Raw genomic sequence first — 17,142 nt, 5'->3', positions numbered from 1 at the left:
CCTTCGACAGGCTCAGGGCGAACGGGACATGGTTTCGACGGACGGAACTTCCGTTCGTGGTGAGCCTGTCGAACCACGACCGCTGCGAGACTCTCTGATGAGCAAGAAATTCTTCCTCCCCGATCTTGGCGAAGGCCTGCCGGACGCCACCATCGTCGAATGGCACGTCAAGGTGGGCGACGTCATCCGCCTCGACGAGAACCTGGTGTCGATGGAAACCGCCAAGGCCGTGGTCGAGGTGCCCTCGCCGGTGTCCGGCAAGGTGCTCAAGCTCGCCGGCGGCGCCGGTGACGTGATCATCACCGGCAAATTGCTGGCGGAATTCGAAATCGACGCCAGCCTGCCGCAGCGCGCCGAAGGCCAGGACACCGGCCACCACCACGGCGGCGCCCACGACGAACCGGAACCCGAGCCCGCACCGGCGGCACAAGCTGCACCCGCCGCCGGGCGCGAGGACGCCGGCACCGTGGTCGGCGCGATGCAGGTCGGCAATGCCGTGGTGGCCGAAGCCGCCGTCGCCTCGGGCGGCGTCAAGGCCGTGCCTGCGGTGCGCGCCACCGCCCGCAAGCTGGGCGTGGACCTGAGCCGCGTGCGCCCCACCGGCCCCGACGGCACCGTCACCATGAACGATGTGAAGCAGGCGGCGGCGAATCCTTCCGCTCTGCTCCCCTCTCCCGCCGGGAGAGGGGCCGGGGGTGAGGGCTCGCCTGCCGCACAGGCACCCGCACCCTCACCCCAACCCCTCTCCCAAGGGGAGAGGGGCAGATCCACCCTGTCGCAGGCCGGCAAACCCATCCGCACCCAGCCGCCGACGGTGGCCGCCAGCGGCCAGCCGGAACAGCTCAAGGGCGTGCGTCGCAACATGGCACGGGTAATGGCCGATGCCCGCGACCGCGTGGTCCAGACCACCATCGTGGACGACGCCGACCTGCACGGCTGGGCCGGCAAGCAGGACATCACCGCGCGCCTGATCCGCGCCATTGTCAGCGCCTGCCGCGCCGAGCCGGCCCTCAACGCCTGGTTCGATGACGAGAACCTCAGCCTGACCAAGCATCCGCACGTCGATCTGGGCATCGCCGTGGACACCCCGGACGGCCTGTTCGTGCCGGCGCTGCGCAATGCCCACCTGCTCGACGGACGCGGCCTGCGCGAGGGCATCAACCGCCTGCGCGCGCAGGTCGAGGATCGCTCGATCCCGGCCTCGGAGCTGTCCGGCTACACCATCTCGCTGTCCAACTTCGGCGTGTTCGCCGGCCGCTACGGCACCGTGGTCGTCGTGCCACCGTGCGTGGCGATCATCGGTGCCGGCAAGCTGTCGCACGATGTGGTTGCGGTGATGGGCGGGGTCGAAGTACACCGCCGCATGCCGATCTCGCTCACCTTCGACCACCGCTGCGTCACCGGCGGCGAAGCGGCGCGCTTCCTCAAGGTGCTGCTGGACGATCTGGCGCTGCCGCAGTAAGCACAACCCGCACTGGCGGCCCAAAATTGCCATCAATGCACGGCGCCGGCAGGCCACTGCTGGCGCTGGCATCGGCGTGCGCTTGCATCGTGGCCCCCACGCTGCGTCAAGAACACCCCAATCACCAATCACCAATCACCAATCACCAATCACCACAATAAAAAGCCCGCATCGACCGAAGTCTCAGCGGGCCTGCTCCCTCCCCCACGTCGGGATGCAGGAGCATCCTGCCGGATGCGGCTGCCGGCTTCACGCTGCACTGCAAAACGATACCGCGCAGTATGGGAATGGGAACCAGAATTTCAGGATCGGGGGGGCCGCGCTCCGGTCGATGGCGCAAGGCCATGCGGGCTCCGTTCCCCTTGTCTCAGTCCGGCCGCGGCCGCCGCCGCAGGTCACCCAGGATCTCGCGCGCCGCGTTGCGCCCCGGCAGGCCCGTCACACCGCCGCCGGGATGACTGCCGGAGCCGCACAGGTACAGGCCCTTGAACGCGCCGCGATAATTGCTCTGGCCGAGCAAGGGGCGGGCGCTGAACATCTGGTCCAGCCCCAGTGCCCCGTGGAAGATGTCGCCGCCGATCAGCCCCAGCCGCTGCTCCAGATCCAGCGGTGACAGCGCCTCATAGCCGAGCACGCTGGCCTTGAAGTTCGGCGCATAGGCATCCACGGTGGCGATCATCAGCTTGGCGACCGTGTCGCGGTGCGCCTCCCAGCCGCCGTCGACCTCGGGGTTGACCTGCTGGCAGAACAGGCTGGCGACGTGCTTGCCCTTCGGCGCCAGGGTGTCATCCAGGGTCGAGGAAATCACCACTTCGACGATGGGTGCACGTGCCCAGCCGGGGTTGTACGCCTTTGATTTGGCATCGAAATAGGCCTGTTCGAAATACTGGAGCGACGGCCCGATCAGAATCCCGCTCTGGTGATGCGGTTGCAGCTTCTTGCCCGGCAGCGCGGTGAAATCCGGCAACTCCGACAGTGCCACGTTCATCCGGAAGGTGCCCGAACCGCAACGGTAGCGACGCATCCGGGTGGCGGTATCGGCATCCAGCGCGCCCGGCTCCACCAGCTGCGTGTACAGCAGCTTCGGGTTGACGCCGCTGACCACGCTGCGGGCGCGGAATTCGCGCCCATCGGCCAGCGCCGCGCCCACCGCCTTTCCGTCTTCGACGAGCACACGCGCCACCTCCGCATTCGTCTCGATGACCACCCCGCGCGCCTCGCACTCCTTGCGCATCGCTTGGGTAATCGCGCCCATGCCGCCGATCGCGTGGCCCCAGCTGCCCTGCTTGCCATTGACCTCGCCGAACAGGTGGTGCAACAACACATAGGCGCTGCCCGGCGTGTACGGGCTGGCGAAATTGCCGACCACCGAATCCCAGCCCAGCACCGCCTTCAAGGGCTCGCTTTCGAACCAGTCATCGAGCAATTCGCCGGCGGATTTGGTGAACAGATCGAGCAGGTCGCGGCGGCCGCGCATGTCGAGTGATTGCAGCTGCTTGCCAACCGCGATCGAATGGATCCAGTCGGCCAGCACGAAGTGATCGGAGACATTCGGCGGCGTGCGCTGGAGCAGTTCGCGCAACACCACCACGATCCGATCGAGCATCGCCGTGTACTCGGGAAAGCGCTGCGCGTCGCGCTTCGACCACTGGCTGATTTCCGGCAGGGTGTGCTCGCCGCCGAGCCGGAAACTGCGCCCGTCCGGCAGCGGCAGGAAGTTGGAATACGGCCGCTCGACGATCCGCAGGCCGTGTTCGTGCAGGCGCAATTCGGCGATCACCTTCGGATTGAGCAGGCTGACCGTGTAACTCGCCAGCGAATTGCGAAAGCCGGGATGGAATTCCTCGGTGACGGCCGCACCGCCAACGATATGGCGCCGTTCCAGCACCCGCACCTTCAGCCGCGCCGCGGCCAGATAAGCCGCACAGACGAGGCCGTTGTGGCCGCCGCCAAGGATGATCGCATCATCGTGCATGTTCATCGCGCTTCGGCGTCGGGCAGTTCGACATCGAAAGGAATCGCCGCAAGCTGCTCGGGCGCCTTGCCCAGCGTGCGCAGGAACGGCATCCAGCGGGGGTCGCTGCGCAACCTGGCGAGGAATGGATCGGTGGCGATTCCGCTCAGCCCAGCGTCCTTGTATTCGACCGCCTTGTCCAACCAGGTGAACGCGCTGTCGACATTGCCGCGCCAGGCCTCGACCCCGGCAATGTTGTAGGCCGCTTCCTTCGCATACTTGTCCACCGCCCGCGCCAGCGCGGCGTCCGAACCCGCATGGTCACCGAGGGCGTGCAGGGCCATGGCTTCGCCGAGCCATTGCAGGACATCGAACGGCTCTTTTCTCGCCTCCTCCAACGCCTGTCGAGCATCGCCCTTGAGCAGGAACGCCTGACTCAGGAGGAAATGCGGAATGATCCGGTTGGGCGCCAGCACCAGCGCGTTCCTGCATTCGGCGATCGCCTCGTCGAGGCGGTTGAGGTCGATGTAAGCCTGACACAAGTCCGAATGCACGTTCGGCATCAGCGGATCGCGTGCCAACTGGTTGCGCAGGATGCCCGCTGCCAGGTCAACGCGGCCCAGGCTCTTGGCCAGCAGCGCAGCCTGCCCCAGCACGTAATCGTTTTTCGGTGCAATCTCCAATGCCCGCCGCATCCCGGCCGCGGCAGCCGCGATGTCGCCGCCGCTGCGGGAGGCGATGCTGGCCAACTCGGCATGGGCCTCGGCCGACTGCGGATCGATCGCCAGCGCCCGGCGCGCTGCGACTTCGGCCTTCGCATACCCTTCCGATTCCGGAATCAGGCCTAGCCCGGCCTGGCGCATGTACACCACCACCAGCATGTTCAGGGCATTGACGTTGTCAGGATCGATCTCCAGCGCCTGTTTGACCAGATCCAGCGCCCGTGCGTAGCTCTGCGGCTTGTGTTCGCGGTAGCTGCTCAGGCTTTGCAGATACAGCGTGAACGAACGCGGATCGGTACGCCGGACCTTGGGCGCGGCGCCACCAAGCAGCTTGACCTTCAATTGTGCGACCACTGCGGCGCCGATCTCGTCCTGGATCGCGAAGATGTCATCCAGCGGACGGTCGTAGACGTCATTCCACAGCTGGGTATCCGAGCGCCCGTCGATCAGCTGCACGGTGATCCGCACCCGGTTGCCGGCCTTGCGGATCGAGCCATCGAGGATGTAGCCCACGTCCAGCTTGCGCGCGATTTCCGGGATCCCCTCGCTGCGATCGCGGAAGATGAATGCCGATGATCGCGAAATCACCCGCAGCTGCGGCACCTTCGCCAGGAGATTCAGCAATTCTTCGGCGATCCCGTCCGACAAATACTGCTGGTCCTTTGCCTGACTCATGTCGGCGAACGGCAGCACCGCGACCGAACGCTCGCCGAAGGTGTCCTTGATCGCATCGCTGCGCCCTTCCCGCCGCGCTTCGGCCGTCACCGCCGCCTGCCGCTGCGGCGCCAGCACGAATTTGTCGAACGCGAAATACCCGATCGCCAGCGCCAGCACCACCATGATCAGGCGGTCGAAGCCCTTGCCGGAACGCGCCGCGCCGGGGGCGTCGTCCGCGCGCCCGGACTCGCGCTGCAAGCCCTTGGCCGTCCACTCGAACACCCAGGCCAGCACCAGGGTCGGGACGAATCCCACCACCAACACGATCGTCAGCGTGCGTGCAATCGCAAGCGGCGCATCGAAGAACGGCAGCACGGTGCCGGTCACCTGTACCAGCAGCCAGGCACCGGCCAGATACAGGCCCGCGACCCGGATCACGTTGCGACGCTTCAGTTCGGCCAGCAGATTCTCCACCTGTCGATGCCCCCGCATTTCCGGCCCGCCCCTAAGCCGACATCGTAGCCGCACCGAGGCCGCAATCACACGGTCGCGACGGGGCCCGTCCGTATAACCGTGGACGGGATCCACGTCCGGAGGATACGACCATGACCCAACGTCTCGACTACGGCGCACTGGCGCCGGCCGCCATGCAGGCGATGATCGCCCTGCAGCGCCACGTCGAAAACAGCGGTTTGGAGCCCCCGCTGCTGGAACTGGTCAAGATGCGCGCCTCCCAGATCAACGGCTGCGCCTACTGCCTGGACATGCACAGCAAGGATGCGCGGGCCGCCGGTGAAACCGAACAGCGGCTGTACCTGCTCGACGCCTGGCGCGAGGCGCCCTTCTACAACGACCGCGAGCGCGCCGCGCTGGCCTGGACCGAGGCCCTCACCCGGATCGCCGGCAGCCACGGCGTCAGTGACGCGCTCTATGAAGAGGCGCGCAAGCAGTTCAGCGAAAAAGAGCTGACCGATCTGACCTACGCCATCATCGCCATCAACGGCTGGAACCGCCTGGCCATTCCGTTCCGCTCCGAGCCGGGCCACTACCAGCCGGGCGACCACGGCAAGCGCTAAGCCGCCAGCAGTTCGGCAAATTCGCCGGCAAACCGGTGCACGTCACCGGGCCAGCGCGCGGAAAGGTAGCGGCCGTCGCGCACCGTGAAGCCGCGCTCCGGGTGCTTGGGGTCGTCGCGCAGCAGCGCCGGCGGCCCGGCCTGGAAGTCGCGTCTGGCGGCCAGTGCGCGGGTCACCTCGCCCTGCACGGTTTCCGGATAGGTCCGGTAATAGCGCCCGAGCCACGGCGTCATCAGCCAGGCGGCCAGCTCCTGCGTGCGGGTGAGCGCGGTGGTCTTGCGGCCGTGCAGCACCGAGCGTCCGTCCGCGCCGCGCGCGCGGGCCGCGGCCACCACGCCGTGGCAGATCGCGCCCACCGGCTGGTTGCGGGCAAACGCCCGGGCGATGATCGCGTGGACCGCCTCCGATTCCAGGTATTCGCGCATTCCCGCGGCGTGGCCGCCGGGCAGCAGCAGGGCGTCAAAGCCGTCTTGCGCGGCCTGGGCGTAGCGCAGCGGCGCCAGAAACGCCGCGTCCTGCGTCATCGCCGCATGGGCGCGGCGGCCGTTGGCGTCGGCGCGCAGCAGCACCTTCCACGGCCCCAGCCCGAAGCCTTCCACCATCCGCGCATCGGCCTGCGCCACCCCGCCTTCCGGCGTGGCAAACCGGACCGTGTGGCCAAGCCGGGTCAGCGTTTCCCAGGGAACGCCGGCCTCGGTGGGGTCGAAGTCGCGGTTGGGCAGCAGCATCAGCACGGTCGCCATGCCGCGATGATACGACCCGCTATTCGAGAATGTTGCTCAAAAACCGGAACCGATGGCCGCGCGACCTGGCCGCCGCCGGCATCGCCGTCATGGTCCTGGATTGGCGGCACCGCGCAGGGTCACCTTGAACGGAATCGCGGCCAGCTGCTCCGGCGATTTGCCCAGCCGCTGCAGCAGCGCCGGCCAGCGCGGGTCGTTGTGCAGGCGCGCGAACAGCGGTTCGACGATCAGCATCGGCAAACCCGTGTCCTTGTACTCCACCGCCTTGTCGAGCCAGGCAAATGCGCTGTCGATGTTGCCGCGCCAGGCTTCAACATAGGCAATGTTGTAGGCCGCATCCTTGTCGTACTTGGCGATGATCTGCGCCAGCACGGCATCCGACTTCGCCCGGTCGCCAAGCGAGTGGTAGACCATGGCCTCGCCGAACAGGCGGAACGGTTCGAATGGCTCGCGCTGGACTTCTGCCAAGGCCGCCTTCGCATCGCCTTTGAGCAGCAGCGAGGTGCCGATGATGAAGTGGGTCACCGTCTGCCCCGGCTCCATGTCCAGCGCCGTGCGACTGGCCTTGATACTTTCATCCAACCGACCGGCTTGCTGGTAGGCGATGCCAAGTTGCGAGTACGCGATCGCCTGCATCGGGTCCCGGGCGACGATGTATTCATCGATCGCCACCGCGTCATCCATGCGGCCCAACGCCTTGGCGACGTCTTCCGCAATATTCATGTCGTTGAGATCCTGGTGGCCGGTTTGCAATGCCATCTGGATGAATCGCGCCGCTGCGGCCAGGTCGCCATCGTGCCGCAGCGCGATGTCTGCCTTGACCCCCAGGGCCTGACTGTTGCCAGGCTCCAGAACGAGCGCCTGATCCGCGGTTGCCAACGCCAGCCGATAGCCTTCCGCGGGATCGATGAGCGCAAAATTGGCCTGCGCGCTGTAGGCGATCGCCAACGCTGTCAATGCAGGCACGTAATTGCGATCCATGCCCAGCACCCGCTTCAGCATTTCGATATGGCGGTCGTAGGACGCCTTGTCCTGCAGCGGCATTGCCATCGCCTGCAAATACAGGGTGTAGGCCTCGAGCGTGGTCCGGCGCGTCTTCGGAACGGGATTCCCGAGCAGCTTGATCTTCAGCTGCGCCACCACCGACGCGCCGATTTCGTCCTGAACCGCGAAGATGTCGTCCAACGGGCGGTCAAGGGTGCCGTTCCAAAGCAGGGTATCCGAGCGCCCGTCGATCAATTGCACGGTGATGCGCACGCGGTCGCCGGCCTTGCGGATCGAGCCATCGAGGATGTAGCCGACATCCAGCTTGCGGGCGATCACGGGGATGGCGTCCTTGCGCTCGCGGAATGCGAAGGCCGAGGAGCGTGAAATCACTCGCAACTGCGGCACCCGCGCCAGCAGGTTCAGCAGTTCCTCGGCGATGCCATCGGAAAGATAGGCTTGGTCATGTGCTGCGCTCATGTCCACGAACGGCAGCACCGCGATCGAGCGCTCGCCGAAGCTGTCCTTGATCGCATCGCTGCGCCCTTCCCTGCGCGCCTCATGCGCAACGACGGCCTGCCGCTGCGGCGCCAGCACGAACTTGTCGAAGGCGAAATAGCCGATCGCCAGCGCCAGCACCACCATGATCAGGCGGTCGAAGCCCTTGCCCGAGCGCGGCTCACCCGAGACCACATCCTCACGACTGGAATCGCGCTCCAGGCCTTTCGCCGTCCATTCGAACACCCAGGCCAGCACCAATGCCGGGATGAAGCCCACGGCCAGGACAATCGTCAGCGTGCGTGCGATCGAAAGGGATGCGTTGAAGAACGGCAGCACGGTGCCGGTCACCTGCACCAGCAGCCAGGCACCGGCGAGATACAGCCCCGCCACGCGGATGACGTTGCGTCGCTTCAACTCGGCGAGAAAACGATTCATGCAGGCCGCGCTCTCCGGGCCGAGACCCCACGCCCGGCCGGTGGCAACAGTCTTGCACAGGATGTCCGATCTGTCCGGATGATTCGCCTTTTCAGGCGGGGCGCAAATCCACCGATGCCGTGCGGCAAGCGATGCCGACCTTTCGACCGCCCGTGCACCAGCACCTCACGACCTCCAGATGGTCTCCACGACACGACCGACGGTGCGGGCCCGGCAAGGTCATGGGCAGGTCGTCACCTGACTGGAACAGGTCCGCGTCGCCCAACCGTGGACATGCCTGTCTTCGAAGGAAGCATCGACCTCGACCCAATCCCCTTTGCAGGCACGGAGGCGCACGGTGTAGGAATCCGGGCCTATTGCACTCCCGTCCGGGGCGATGAAGGAAAGCTGCGCGACCACGGGAGCATCGGGCGAGGGCCCGCGATGAAGCGTCGGCGCGTTGAGCAACAGGCCGAGATAACGCCCCGACACCCAGCCCTCTCCCTTGAACAGCACCTTGTCCGGCTTGTCGCCTTCATAATCCATCACGATCGCATCGCTGATGCGGAACCAGCCATTTTGCGACCCCGTGATCGTCACCTCGGCGGCATGGTCGTAGCCTGCGACACCTCCCGGCGGCGGCAGCCGGGCGATGACAGCATGGCCGGTGCCCGGCCCGGAACGGACGGCCAAACCGTTGGGGTCGGGGTCGGTGGACCAGGCCGAGAGATTGCAGACGGATGTTTCCGCCGCCGCTGCATGGGCGAACGACAAGGCCGTGCTTCCCATGACCAGCAGCAGCCCTGCGGCAGCAGCCCCGCGGCAGCAACGGAGTGACGCAAGGAATGATCCCATTGTGGCCGTCTCCATAGTTCAGGACGCCATCATGTTGAATGATGTGCGCCTGGATTATGCCTTGTTGTCTTGAGGTTCCGGAACGCGGCGCAACCGATAGACCTGCGCGGGCCGATTGGCACCCGCGCGCGTCACGCCATGCTCGGGCTCCACCAGCGCGCGATCCGCCAGGCGACGCCTGAACGAAGATCAATCGGGCCACCATTTCGCCGCCAAGGTAAATCTCCAATGCAGGAGATAAATTTATCAGTCCCTGTGGCGCCCGGGCGGACGCGGTTGAGCGCCTCGAACTTCTCGCGGAAGTTGCGTTCCATCGCGGCGCGGTCGCGGATGTCCGGACGCAGCGCGTATTTCAGCTCGCCGAGCTTCTCGATCAATTCCTGCTCGATGGTGCTTTCCCGGACGTACATCCAACCCTCCTGATCGGGGCCACCCCCGCCCCTTTCATCAAGGATGCAGGCAACCTGTCGCAGCAGGTGAGTCTAGCGGCTGGAAAGCTCTGGCGGGTACGCGGCGTTGGGTCACATGGGTTTTGCATCGCGAGCTCTCAAATCCCGAGACAAACAAAAACCCCCGCATCGCTGCGGGGGTTTCGTATTGCAGTATCGCTTGCGCGGCCTGGATCAGAAATCCATCCCGCCCATGCCACCCATGCCGCCGCCCGGCGGCATCGCCGGTTCGTCCTTCTTCGGGGCTTCGGCCACCATCGCTTCGGTGGTGATCATCAAGCCGGCGATCGAGGCCGCGTTCTGCAGTGCAGTCCGCGTCACCTTGGTCGGGTCGAGGATGCCGAATTCGATCATGTCGCCGAATTCACCGTTGGCGGCGTTGTAGCCGAACGCGCCCTTGCCTTCGGCGACGCGGTTGAGCACCACCGACGGCTCTTCGCCGGCATTGGTGACGATCTCGCGCAGCGGGGCTTCCATCGCGCGCAACGCAATGACGATGCCGTGGTCCTGGTCCTCGTTGGCGCCCTTGAGGCCGGCAATCGCGGCCTTGGCACGGATCAGGGCGACGCCGCCGCCGGGGACGATGCCTTCTTCCACCGCCGCACGGGTAGCGTGCAGGGCGTCTTCCACGCGCGCCTTCTTTTCCTTCATCTCGACTTCGGTGGCGGCACCGACCTTGATGACGGCCACGCCGCCGGCCAGCTTGGCGACGCGCTCCTGCAACTTCTCGCGGTCGTAGTCCGAAGAGGTCTCCTCGATCTGCGCCTTGATCTGCTTGATGCGAGCTTCGATGCCCGCGGTTTCGCCGGCGCCATCGATGATCGTGGTGTTTTCCTTCGACACCTGGATCTTCTTGGCGCGGCCCAGATCCTTGATCGTGGCCTTCTCCAGCGACAGGCCCACTTCCTCGGAAATCACGGTGCCGCCGGTGAGGATGGCCATGTCTTCCAGCATCGCCTTGCGGCGGTCGCCGAAGCCCGGCGCCTTGACCGCGCAGACCTTGACGATGCCGCGGATGGTGTTGACCACCAGGGTCGCCAGCGCTTCGCCTTCCACTTCTTCGGCGACGATCAGCAGCGGCTTGCCGGCCTTGGCCACGCCTTCCAGCACCGGCAGCAGGTCACGCACGTTGGAGATCTTCTTGTCGTGCAGGAGGATGTAGGGATCTTCCAGATCGGCCTGCATCGACTGCTGGTTGTTGATGAAGTACGGCGACAGGTAGCCGCGGTCGAACTGCATGCCTTCGACGACATCCAGCTCGTTGTCCAGGCCCGAACCGTCTTCAACGGTGATCACGCCTTCCTTGCCGACCTTGTCCATCGCCTTGGCGATCAGCTCGCCAATGTTGTGGTCGGAGTTGGCCGAGATCGCGCCGACCTGGGCGATTTCCTTGGAGGTCGAGGACGGCTTGGACAGCGTCTTCAGCTCGCCGACGGCGGCGGTGACGGCCTTGTCGATGCCGCGCTTGAGGTCCATCGGGTTCATGCCGGCGGCGACCGCCTTCATGCCTTCGCGGATGAACGCCTGCGCCAGCACGGTGGCGGTGGTGGTGCCGTCACCGGCATTGTCGGAGGTCTTGGAGGCGACTTCCTTGACCATCTGCGCGCCCATGTTCTCGAACTTGTCGGCCAGCTCGATTTCCTTGGCGACGGAGACACCGTCCTTGGTGATGGTGGGGGCGCCGTAGCTCTTGTCGAGCACGACGTTGCGGCCCTTCGGGCCGAGGGTTGCCTTCACGGCATTGGCGAGCACGTTGACGCCGCGCACCATGCGCGAACGGGCGTCTTCACCGAAACGGATATCTTTGGCAGACATGGGAGAACCTCAGTGATTGGTAATTGGTAATTGGTGATTGGTGATTTGTAGAGGCAAGGAACGGCGGATTCGGGGCTGGCGCGTGATTCGGAGCGGGTTTGCTCCTGACGAATCACCAATCACCAATCACGAATCACGGCCGTGCTCAGCCGAGCACGGCGAACAGGTCGTCTTCCTTCACCACCAGGTACTCGACGCCGTCGAGCTTGACCTCGGTGCCGGAATACTTGCCGAACAGGACCTTGTCGCCGACCTTGACCTGGGTCGGGCGCAGCTGGCCGTTGTCGAACACCTTGCCGGTGCCGACGGCAACGACTTCGCCCTTGATCGGCTTCTCGGTGGCGCTGTCGGGGATCACGATCCCGCCGGCGGACAGCTTCTCTTCTTCCATGCGCTTGATCACAACGCGGTCGTACAAGGGCTTGATATTGGACATGAGCAACCTCGGTAAATGGTTGATTGACTGGGAGAAACCCGGCTATTTTAGCAGTCATTGGCAGCGACTGCCAAGATGCGGAACGAGAAACGCCCGCAACCGGGATGCCCTGAAGATGGGGCGGCAGGCGGCGGTTTCAAGGGCACACCGGCAAATCCTGGCCACGCCGCGCCCGAGCGCCATCCGCTCGCCTTGCCGCCGCGTGGCGTTTACCCTGCCCGAATGAACCTGCTGCTGTGCCTGACCACCTGCCCGGACGCCGCCAGCGCCGAGCGCATCGCCGAAGCGCTGGTAGGCGAACAGCTGGCTGCCTGTGTCAATGTGCTCCCCGGGCTGCGTTCGACCTACCGCTGGCAGGGCGCGGTCGAACGCGCCGACGAGCTGCTGCTGTTGATCAAGACCATCCGCGCCGCCTGGCCGGCCCTGCAAGCGCGGCTGCTGGAATTGCACCCCTACGAACTTCCCGAGCTGCTGGCAGTCGAACCTGCGGATGGGCTGCCTGCGTACCTGCAATGGGTTGCGGGCGCCGTGCGGACGTAAAATGACGCGATGACCGGTTTGCTTTCCCGACTGCGCCACTGGCTGGCCGCAGCCCTTCTCCTCGCCGCGCTGTCGCCGGTGGCCGCACAACAGGCGCAGGAGTTCGAGCTGCCGCCGGTCGACCAGGTGTTCGTGCTGTCGGCGCAGGCCACTGCGCGCGATCGCATCGAGGTGCGCTGGAAGATCGCCGATGGGTTCTATCTGTACCGGCACCGCACTTCGGTCAAGACCGGGTCGAATTTCGAGGGCGCCCGGCTGGCGCTGCCGGACGGCGAAAAGCACCACGATCAATTTTTCGGCGAAGTCCAGACCTATCGCCAGCGCCTGGTTGGTGTTCTGACCGGAACGCCCGCCGCGGGTGCAACCGGTGTCGCCCTGACCGTGAAATACCAGGGCTGCGCCGATGCCGGTGTGTGCTACCCGCCGCAGACCCGCACCCTGACCGTACCGCTGCCGGCGGAAGCGGACGCGTCCGGCCTCGGCTTCGGGCCCGACGCGGGCGGCAATCCGTTCGCCGCGCTGCGCGGCACTCCACAGGACGGGCCACTGCCGCCGGAGCAGGCGTTCACCAGTGAAGCCATCGCGCTCGACGGCAACACCCTGCTGCTGCGGCTGACCCCGGCCCGCGGCTATTACATTTATCGCGACAAGCTTTCGGCGCAGCTTGACGCCGGCGCCGGCCTGACGGCGCGGCTGCCGCCCGCCGCCCGGTTGCCCAAGGCCACGCCCTACCGCGACGAGCACTTCGGCAATGTCGCAGTGTATTTCGACCAGGTCGAAATCCGCCTGCCGGTGGCCCGCACCAGCCCGCGCGCGGCCAGCGGCACGCTGACGGTCGGGTTGCAGGGTTGTCAGGACAACGGCATCTGCTACCCGCCGATGCGCCGCACGCTGGCGGTTTCCCTGCCGACCGGCGCGGTGAACGACGGCAATGGCGGCAGTGGCGCAACCGCGCTGAACGCTGCGCTGCCCGCGCCATCGCCGGCATCGGCAACCGCGCCTGAGGCGGCCAGTCCACCGGCGGCAGCCGCCAGCGCGAGCGTCGACGCAGCGCAGGCCTCAGCCCCCGAAGCCGCGCCCGCGCCAGAGGTATTCGCCACGCACGAGGCCTTGCCGGCAGCCATGCCCGAGCGCACCGCGCCGCCGCAGCGCACGGTACCGGGGCTGGCACTGGCGCTGCTGCTGGCGCTGGCCGGCGGGCTGATCCTGAACCTGATGCCCTGCGTGCTGCCGGTGCTCTCGCTCAAGGCGCTGGCCGTGGCGCAAAGCGGCGAGAACACGGCCAAGGCGCGCCGCCACGCGCTGGCCTATACCGCCGGGGTGTTGCTGTCGATGCTGGCCTTGGGTGCGCTGGCGCTGGCGCTGCGGCATGCCGGGCTGGCGCTGGGTTGGGGCTTCCAACTGCAGCAGCCGCTGGTGCTGGCGCTGCTGGCGCTGGTGATGTTCGGCCTCGGCCTGAACCTGTCCGGGCTGTGGCAGGCCAACGTCACCCTGGGCGGGCGCGGCGCCGCCCTGCTCGGGCGCAGCGGGGCCGGCGGCGATTTCTTCACCGGCGTGCTGGCGGTGGTGCTGGCCACGCCCTGCACCGCGCCGTACATGGGCGCGGCGCTGGCCTATGCCTTCATCGGCCCAACCGCCGGCGCGCTTCTGGTCTTCCTCGCCCTCGGCCTCGGACTGGCGCTGCCGTTCCTGCTGATCGGCTTCATTCCGGCACTGGCGCGGCGGCTGCCCAAACCGGGCGCGTGGATGGAGACGCTCAAGCAGTTCCTCGCCTTCCCGCTGTACGCCACTGCGGCCTGGCTGGTCTGGGTGCTGGCGCGGCTGCGCGGCGCCGACGCGGTGGGGCTGTGGCTGGTCGCGGCGATCGGGCTGGCGCTGGCGGCCTGGGCCTGGACCCGCGCCCGCAGCGGCGGCGCGAGGGCGTGGCAGCCGGTGGCGGTGCTGGTGCTGCTGGCACTGGGCTGGCCGCTGGCCCGCCTGCACGCGCTGCCGCGGCCACAGCCGGTCGCGACGGCGGCGCAGGACGGCGATCTGGCGACCGTGGCCTGGTCGCCGCAGGCGCTGGCCGACCTGCGCGCGCAGGGCCGCATCGTGTTCGTCAACATGACCGCCGACTGGTGCGTCACCTGCAAGGCCAACGAACGGGCGGTGTTTGCCGCCACCGACTTCCGCGACGCCCTGCGCGCTGCCAACGCGGTTTACATGGTTGGCGATTACACCGACGTCGATCCGGCGATCACGGCCTATCTGCAGGCCCACCGCGCGGTCGGCGTGCCGCTGTACGTGGTGTACCCGCGCGGCGGCGGTGAAGGCGAGATCCTGCCGACCCTGCTGACCCCCGGCACCGTGACAGCGGCGCTGGGCCGGGCCGCGCGTTGATGCCGTCCCACCGCCGCGTGCTGCTCATCGCGGCGCTGGCCGCGCTGGCCGGCGCCGCGGCCAGCCTGTTGTTCGAGCCCCGCATCGCCTATCGGCTGGCGTCCACCGAAGTCGGCCAGGAAGCGCTGCAGGCCACCTTGGAGGCGCGGGCGCCGCCACTGCCGGCCGGGGTGATCGTGGCCCGTCGCGGCGAACGCGTCCCGGCATTAGCCCTGCCTGATCTGGACGGAGCCGCAATCCAACTGCCTGCCGCTTGGGCCGGGCGCACGACGCTGGTCAATTTCTGGGCGACCTGGTGCGCGCCCTGCCTGAAGGAAATGCCGGATTTGCAGGCCTATTCGGCGCAACAGGGTGCCACCGGGGTGCGTGTGGTCGGGATCGCCCTGGATGCTCCGGAAGCGGTGCGCCCCTTCCTCCTCCAGCACGCCATCACCTACCCCATCCTGACCGATTCCCCCGGCCCCGCCGACGCCGGCGTGCGCTTGGGCAACCGCGCCGGCGTCCTGCCATTCTCAGCGCTGATCGATGCAGATGGCCGTCTGATCAAGACAAAAATCGGGCCATTCGAAGACGAAGCCGCCATTGCCGCCTGGGCTTCCGCGCCGCACTGAACAGTCGCTGGTGGCTGCACAACACGGAACTCCGTACGCGGCGCAGGACAGGCACGCGCAATGCAGCGCTGCCGTTCGTGGTCGCGGGGCCGTTCTTGGTGAGCCTGTCGAACCACAGCGGCCTGCCGGCGATTCACGACATCGCATGAGCCGCTTTCCAACCACTTCCGTTCATGGTTCGACAGGCTCACCACGAACGGAAGTGAGTCATCCGTCCTCAATCCCCCATCTCCCATCTCCCATCTCCCGTCTCCCGAATCCCGAATCCCGAATCCCGAATCCCGAATCCCGGCATTTAGAGCATTCACTCGAATACGTCATTAAAATTCCGTTATCGTGCAAAAGTTCGTCGAACTGGACACGATCCACCATTCGCGGGACACTGCGCGCCGATTTCCGGGGAAATTTCGAAGCGTCGATGGCCCACTTGCTGCTCCTGCACGGCCCCAACCTGAACCTGCTCGGCAGCCGCGAGCCGGAGGTCTATGGCCGCATCACGCTGGCGGACATCGACGCCGACCTGACCGCCCGTGCCCGCGCCGCCGGTCACGCGCTGGAGACCTTCCAGTCCAACGCCGAACACGCGCTGGTCGAGCGCGTGCAGGCGGCGGCCAGCGACGGCACCGCCTTCATCCTGATCAATCCGGCCGCCTTCACCCATACCTCGGTCGCGCTGCGCGATGCGCTGGCCGCGGTGACCATTCCCTTCATCGAGATCCACCTGTCCAACCCGCACGCCCGCGAACCGTTCCGCCAGCACAGCTACTTCAGCGACAAGGCGGTGGGCGTGATCTGCGGCTTCGGCGCGGATTCCTACCGTTACGCGCTGGACGCGGCGCTGGCACGGCTGGGCTAGGCGGCTCGCCCCTCATCCGCCCTTCGGGCACCTTCTCCCCGCCCGCGGGGAGAAGGAAAACAAGCAAGCTCTCCCCGCGATTCCGGGAGAAGGAAAACAAACAAGCTCTCCCTGCGATTCGGGGGAGAAGGAAATCAAGCAAGCTCTCCCTGCGACTCGGGGAGAAGGATGAACAAAGGAAACCACGATGGACCTGCGCAAGATCAAGAAACTGATCGACCTGCTGGAAGAATCCAACCTCGCCGAAATCGAGATCAAGGAGGGCGAGGAATCGGTGCGCCTCGCGCGCGTGCCCAAGGGCGGCCTCGTGCAAGCCGCGCACGTCCCCGTGCACATCCCTGCGCCCGTCGCGGCGGCGACCGCGCCGGCGATGCCGATGCAATCCCCGGTGCAGGCGGCGACCGGTGGCAGCCCCAGGCCGGAGACGCCCGATCTGCCCGAAGGCCACGTCGTGCGCGCGCCGATGGTCGGCACTTTCTATGCCAGCCCGGCCCCGGACAAGCCGGCGTTTGTCAGCGTCGGCCAGGCGGTCAAGGCCGGCGACACCCTCGGCATCATCGAGGCGATGAAAATGTTCAACCCGATCGAGGCCGACGTCTCCGGCACCGTGCTGGCGATCCGCTGCGAAAGCGGCGAGCCGGTCGAGTTCGACCAGCCGTTGTTCGTGATCGGCTGAGGAAACGGGATT

Annotated in this window: 16 protein-coding genes; 8 read left to right on the top strand and 8 right to left on the bottom strand. The window is 66.7% G+C overall.

The features are described from left to right. Positions 1–97: 97 nt before the first annotated feature. The gene (locus M9902_RS06020; RefSeq protein WP_297221568.1) at positions 98–1,462 is read left to right on the top strand and encodes a dihydrolipoamide acetyltransferase family protein; all 1,365 of its coding nucleotides are present in this window, start codon (positions 98–100) and stop codon (positions 1,460–1,462) included. 367 nt (positions 1,463–1,829) lie between these two features. On the opposite strand, the gene M9902_RS06015 is transcribed toward M9902_RS06020, so the two are convergent. Both M9902_RS06015 and M9902_RS06010 read right to left on the bottom strand, forming a co-directional pair. Beyond that, positions 1,830–3,437 (bottom strand): NAD(P)/FAD-dependent oxidoreductase, encoded by a 1,608-nt coding sequence (locus M9902_RS06015; RefSeq protein ID WP_297221737.1) that lies wholly within the window; start codon positions 3,435–3,437, stop codon positions 1,830–1,832. Positions 3,438–3,439: 2 nt separating this feature from the next. Next, positions 3,440–5,269, bottom strand: coding sequence for a tetratricopeptide repeat protein (locus M9902_RS06010; protein WP_297221567.1), 1,830 nt, complete (start codon positions 5,267–5,269; stop codon positions 3,440–3,442). Between the two features lie 131 nt (positions 5,270–5,400). On the opposite strand from M9902_RS06010, the gene M9902_RS06005 reads away from it, so the two are divergent. Further along, entirely contained in the window at positions 5,401–5,871 is a 471-nt protein-coding gene (locus tag M9902_RS06005; RefSeq protein ID WP_297221566.1) for a carboxymuconolactone decarboxylase family protein, read from the top strand. Here the strand turns inward: M9902_RS06005 and M9902_RS06000 are convergent. The 6 genes from M9902_RS06000 to groES all read right to left on the bottom strand — a co-directional run bounded on the left by M9902_RS06000 (position 5,868) and on the right by groES (position 12,068). Continuing rightward, positions 5,868–6,614, bottom strand: a complete 747-nt coding sequence (locus M9902_RS06000; protein WP_297221565.1) for a type 1 glutamine amidotransferase domain-containing protein — start codon at positions 6,612–6,614, stop codon at positions 5,868–5,870. The genes M9902_RS06005 and M9902_RS06000 overlap by 4 nt on opposite strands. An 87-nt stretch (positions 6,615–6,701) precedes the next feature. Further along, the gene (locus M9902_RS05995; protein WP_297221564.1) at positions 6,702–8,534 is read right to left on the bottom strand and encodes a tetratricopeptide repeat protein; all 1,833 of its coding nucleotides are present in this window, start codon (positions 8,532–8,534) and stop codon (positions 6,702–6,704) included. 219 nt (positions 8,535–8,753) lie between these two features. After that, a complete protein-coding gene (locus tag M9902_RS05990) occupies positions 8,754–9,287 on the bottom strand; it encodes an SH3 domain-containing protein (RefSeq protein ID WP_297171643.1) in 534 nt (177 codons plus the stop codon). A gap of 212 nt (positions 9,288–9,499) precedes the next feature. Then, positions 9,500–9,778, bottom strand: coding sequence for a hypothetical protein (locus M9902_RS05985; protein WP_297171640.1), 279 nt, complete (start codon positions 9,776–9,778; stop codon positions 9,500–9,502). Positions 9,779–9,991: 213 nt separating this feature from the next. Continuing rightward, the gene (gene groL, locus M9902_RS05980) at positions 9,992–11,632 is read right to left on the bottom strand and encodes a chaperonin GroEL (protein WP_297171638.1); all 1,641 of its coding nucleotides are present in this window, start codon (positions 11,630–11,632) and stop codon (positions 9,992–9,994) included. A 145-nt stretch (positions 11,633–11,777) separates the two neighbouring features. Next, entirely contained in the window at positions 11,778–12,068 is a 291-nt protein-coding gene (gene groES, locus M9902_RS05975; protein WP_297171636.1) for a co-chaperone GroES, read from the bottom strand. Here groES and M9902_RS05970 point away from each other — a divergent pair. The 6 genes from M9902_RS05970 to accB all read left to right on the top strand — a co-directional run bounded on the left by M9902_RS05970 (position 12,067) and on the right by accB (position 17,130). Beyond that, the gene (locus tag M9902_RS05970) at positions 12,067–12,294 is read left to right on the top strand and encodes a hypothetical protein (RefSeq protein ID WP_297221563.1); all 228 of its coding nucleotides are present in this window, start codon (positions 12,067–12,069) and stop codon (positions 12,292–12,294) included. The two genes, groES and M9902_RS05970, sit on opposite strands and share 2 nt — an antisense overlap. Beyond that, positions 12,291–12,608: a divalent-cation tolerance protein CutA gene (gene cutA, locus M9902_RS05965; protein WP_297221562.1), complete on the top strand. Its 318-nt coding sequence runs from the start codon at positions 12,291–12,293 to the stop codon at positions 12,606–12,608. The genes M9902_RS05970 and cutA overlap by 4 nt, the downstream gene beginning before the upstream one ends. A gap of 9 nt (positions 12,609–12,617) precedes the next feature. Beyond that, positions 12,618–14,987 carry a protein-disulfide reductase DsbD gene (locus M9902_RS05960; protein WP_297221561.1) on the top strand — a complete coding sequence of 790 codons (2,370 nt, stop codon included), beginning with the start codon at positions 12,618–12,620 and terminating at the stop codon, positions 14,985–14,987. Further along, the gene (locus tag M9902_RS05955) at positions 14,987–15,598 is read left to right on the top strand and encodes a TlpA disulfide reductase family protein (protein ID WP_297221560.1); all 612 of its coding nucleotides are present in this window, start codon (positions 14,987–14,989) and stop codon (positions 15,596–15,598) included. The genes M9902_RS05960 and M9902_RS05955 overlap by 1 nt, the downstream gene beginning before the upstream one ends. Positions 15,599–16,016: 418 nt before the next feature. Continuing rightward, on the top strand, positions 16,017–16,454 hold the full coding sequence (gene aroQ, locus M9902_RS05950; RefSeq protein ID WP_297171798.1) for a type II 3-dehydroquinate dehydratase: 438 nt from the start codon (positions 16,017–16,019) through the stop codon (positions 16,452–16,454). 187 nt (positions 16,455–16,641) lie between these two features. After that, positions 16,642–17,130, top strand: coding sequence for an acetyl-CoA carboxylase biotin carboxyl carrier protein (accB, locus tag M9902_RS05945; protein WP_297171800.1), 489 nt, complete (start codon positions 16,642–16,644; stop codon positions 17,128–17,130). Positions 17,131–17,142 lie beyond the last annotated feature (12 nt).

The sequence above is a fragment of the Thermomonas sp. genome (assembly GCF_023953935.1).
Classification (GTDB): domain Bacteria; phylum Pseudomonadota; class Gammaproteobacteria; order Xanthomonadales; family Xanthomonadaceae; genus Thermomonas.
The sequence above is the reverse complement of the archived record's forward strand: the minus strand, read 5'-3'. Positions and strand labels throughout refer to the sequence as shown.

Coding starts and splice junctions, on each gene's coding strand:
- groES (WP_297171636.1), bottom strand. CDS start 12,068: ATGTCCAATATCAAGCCCTTGTACGACCGCGTTGTGATCAAGCGCATG.
- groL (WP_297171638.1), bottom strand. CDS start 11,632: ATGTCTGCCAAAGATATCCGTTTCGGTGAAGACGCCCGTTCGCGCATG.
- M9902_RS06000 (WP_297221565.1), bottom strand. CDS start 6,614: ATGGCGACCGTGCTGATGCTGCTGCCCAACCGCGACTTCGACCCCACC.
- M9902_RS06005 (WP_297221566.1), top strand. CDS start 5,401: ATGACCCAACGTCTCGACTACGGCGCACTGGCGCCGGCCGCCATGCAG.
- M9902_RS06020 (WP_297221568.1), top strand. CDS start 98: ATGAGCAAGAAATTCTTCCTCCCCGATCTTGGCGAAGGCCTGCCGGAC.
- M9902_RS05960 (WP_297221561.1), top strand. CDS start 12,618: ATGACCGGTTTGCTTTCCCGACTGCGCCACTGGCTGGCCGCAGCCCTT.
- accB (WP_297171800.1), top strand. CDS start 16,642: ATGGACCTGCGCAAGATCAAGAAACTGATCGACCTGCTGGAAGAATCC.
- cutA (WP_297221562.1), top strand. CDS start 12,291: ATGAACCTGCTGCTGTGCCTGACCACCTGCCCGGACGCCGCCAGCGCC.
- M9902_RS06015 (WP_297221737.1), bottom strand. CDS start 3,437: ATGCACGATGATGCGATCATCCTTGGCGGCGGCCACAACGGCCTCGTC.
- aroQ (WP_297171798.1), top strand. CDS start 16,017: ATGGCCCACTTGCTGCTCCTGCACGGCCCCAACCTGAACCTGCTCGGC.
- M9902_RS05970 (WP_297221563.1), top strand. CDS start 12,067: ATGAGCAACCTCGGTAAATGGTTGATTGACTGGGAGAAACCCGGCTAT.
- M9902_RS05995 (WP_297221564.1), bottom strand. CDS start 8,534: ATGAATCGTTTTCTCGCCGAGTTGAAGCGACGCAACGTCATCCGCGTG.
- M9902_RS05985 (WP_297171640.1), bottom strand. CDS start 9,778: ATGTACGTCCGGGAAAGCACCATCGAGCAGGAATTGATCGAGAAGCTC.
- M9902_RS05955 (WP_297221560.1), top strand. CDS start 14,987: ATGCCGTCCCACCGCCGCGTGCTGCTCATCGCGGCGCTGGCCGCGCTG.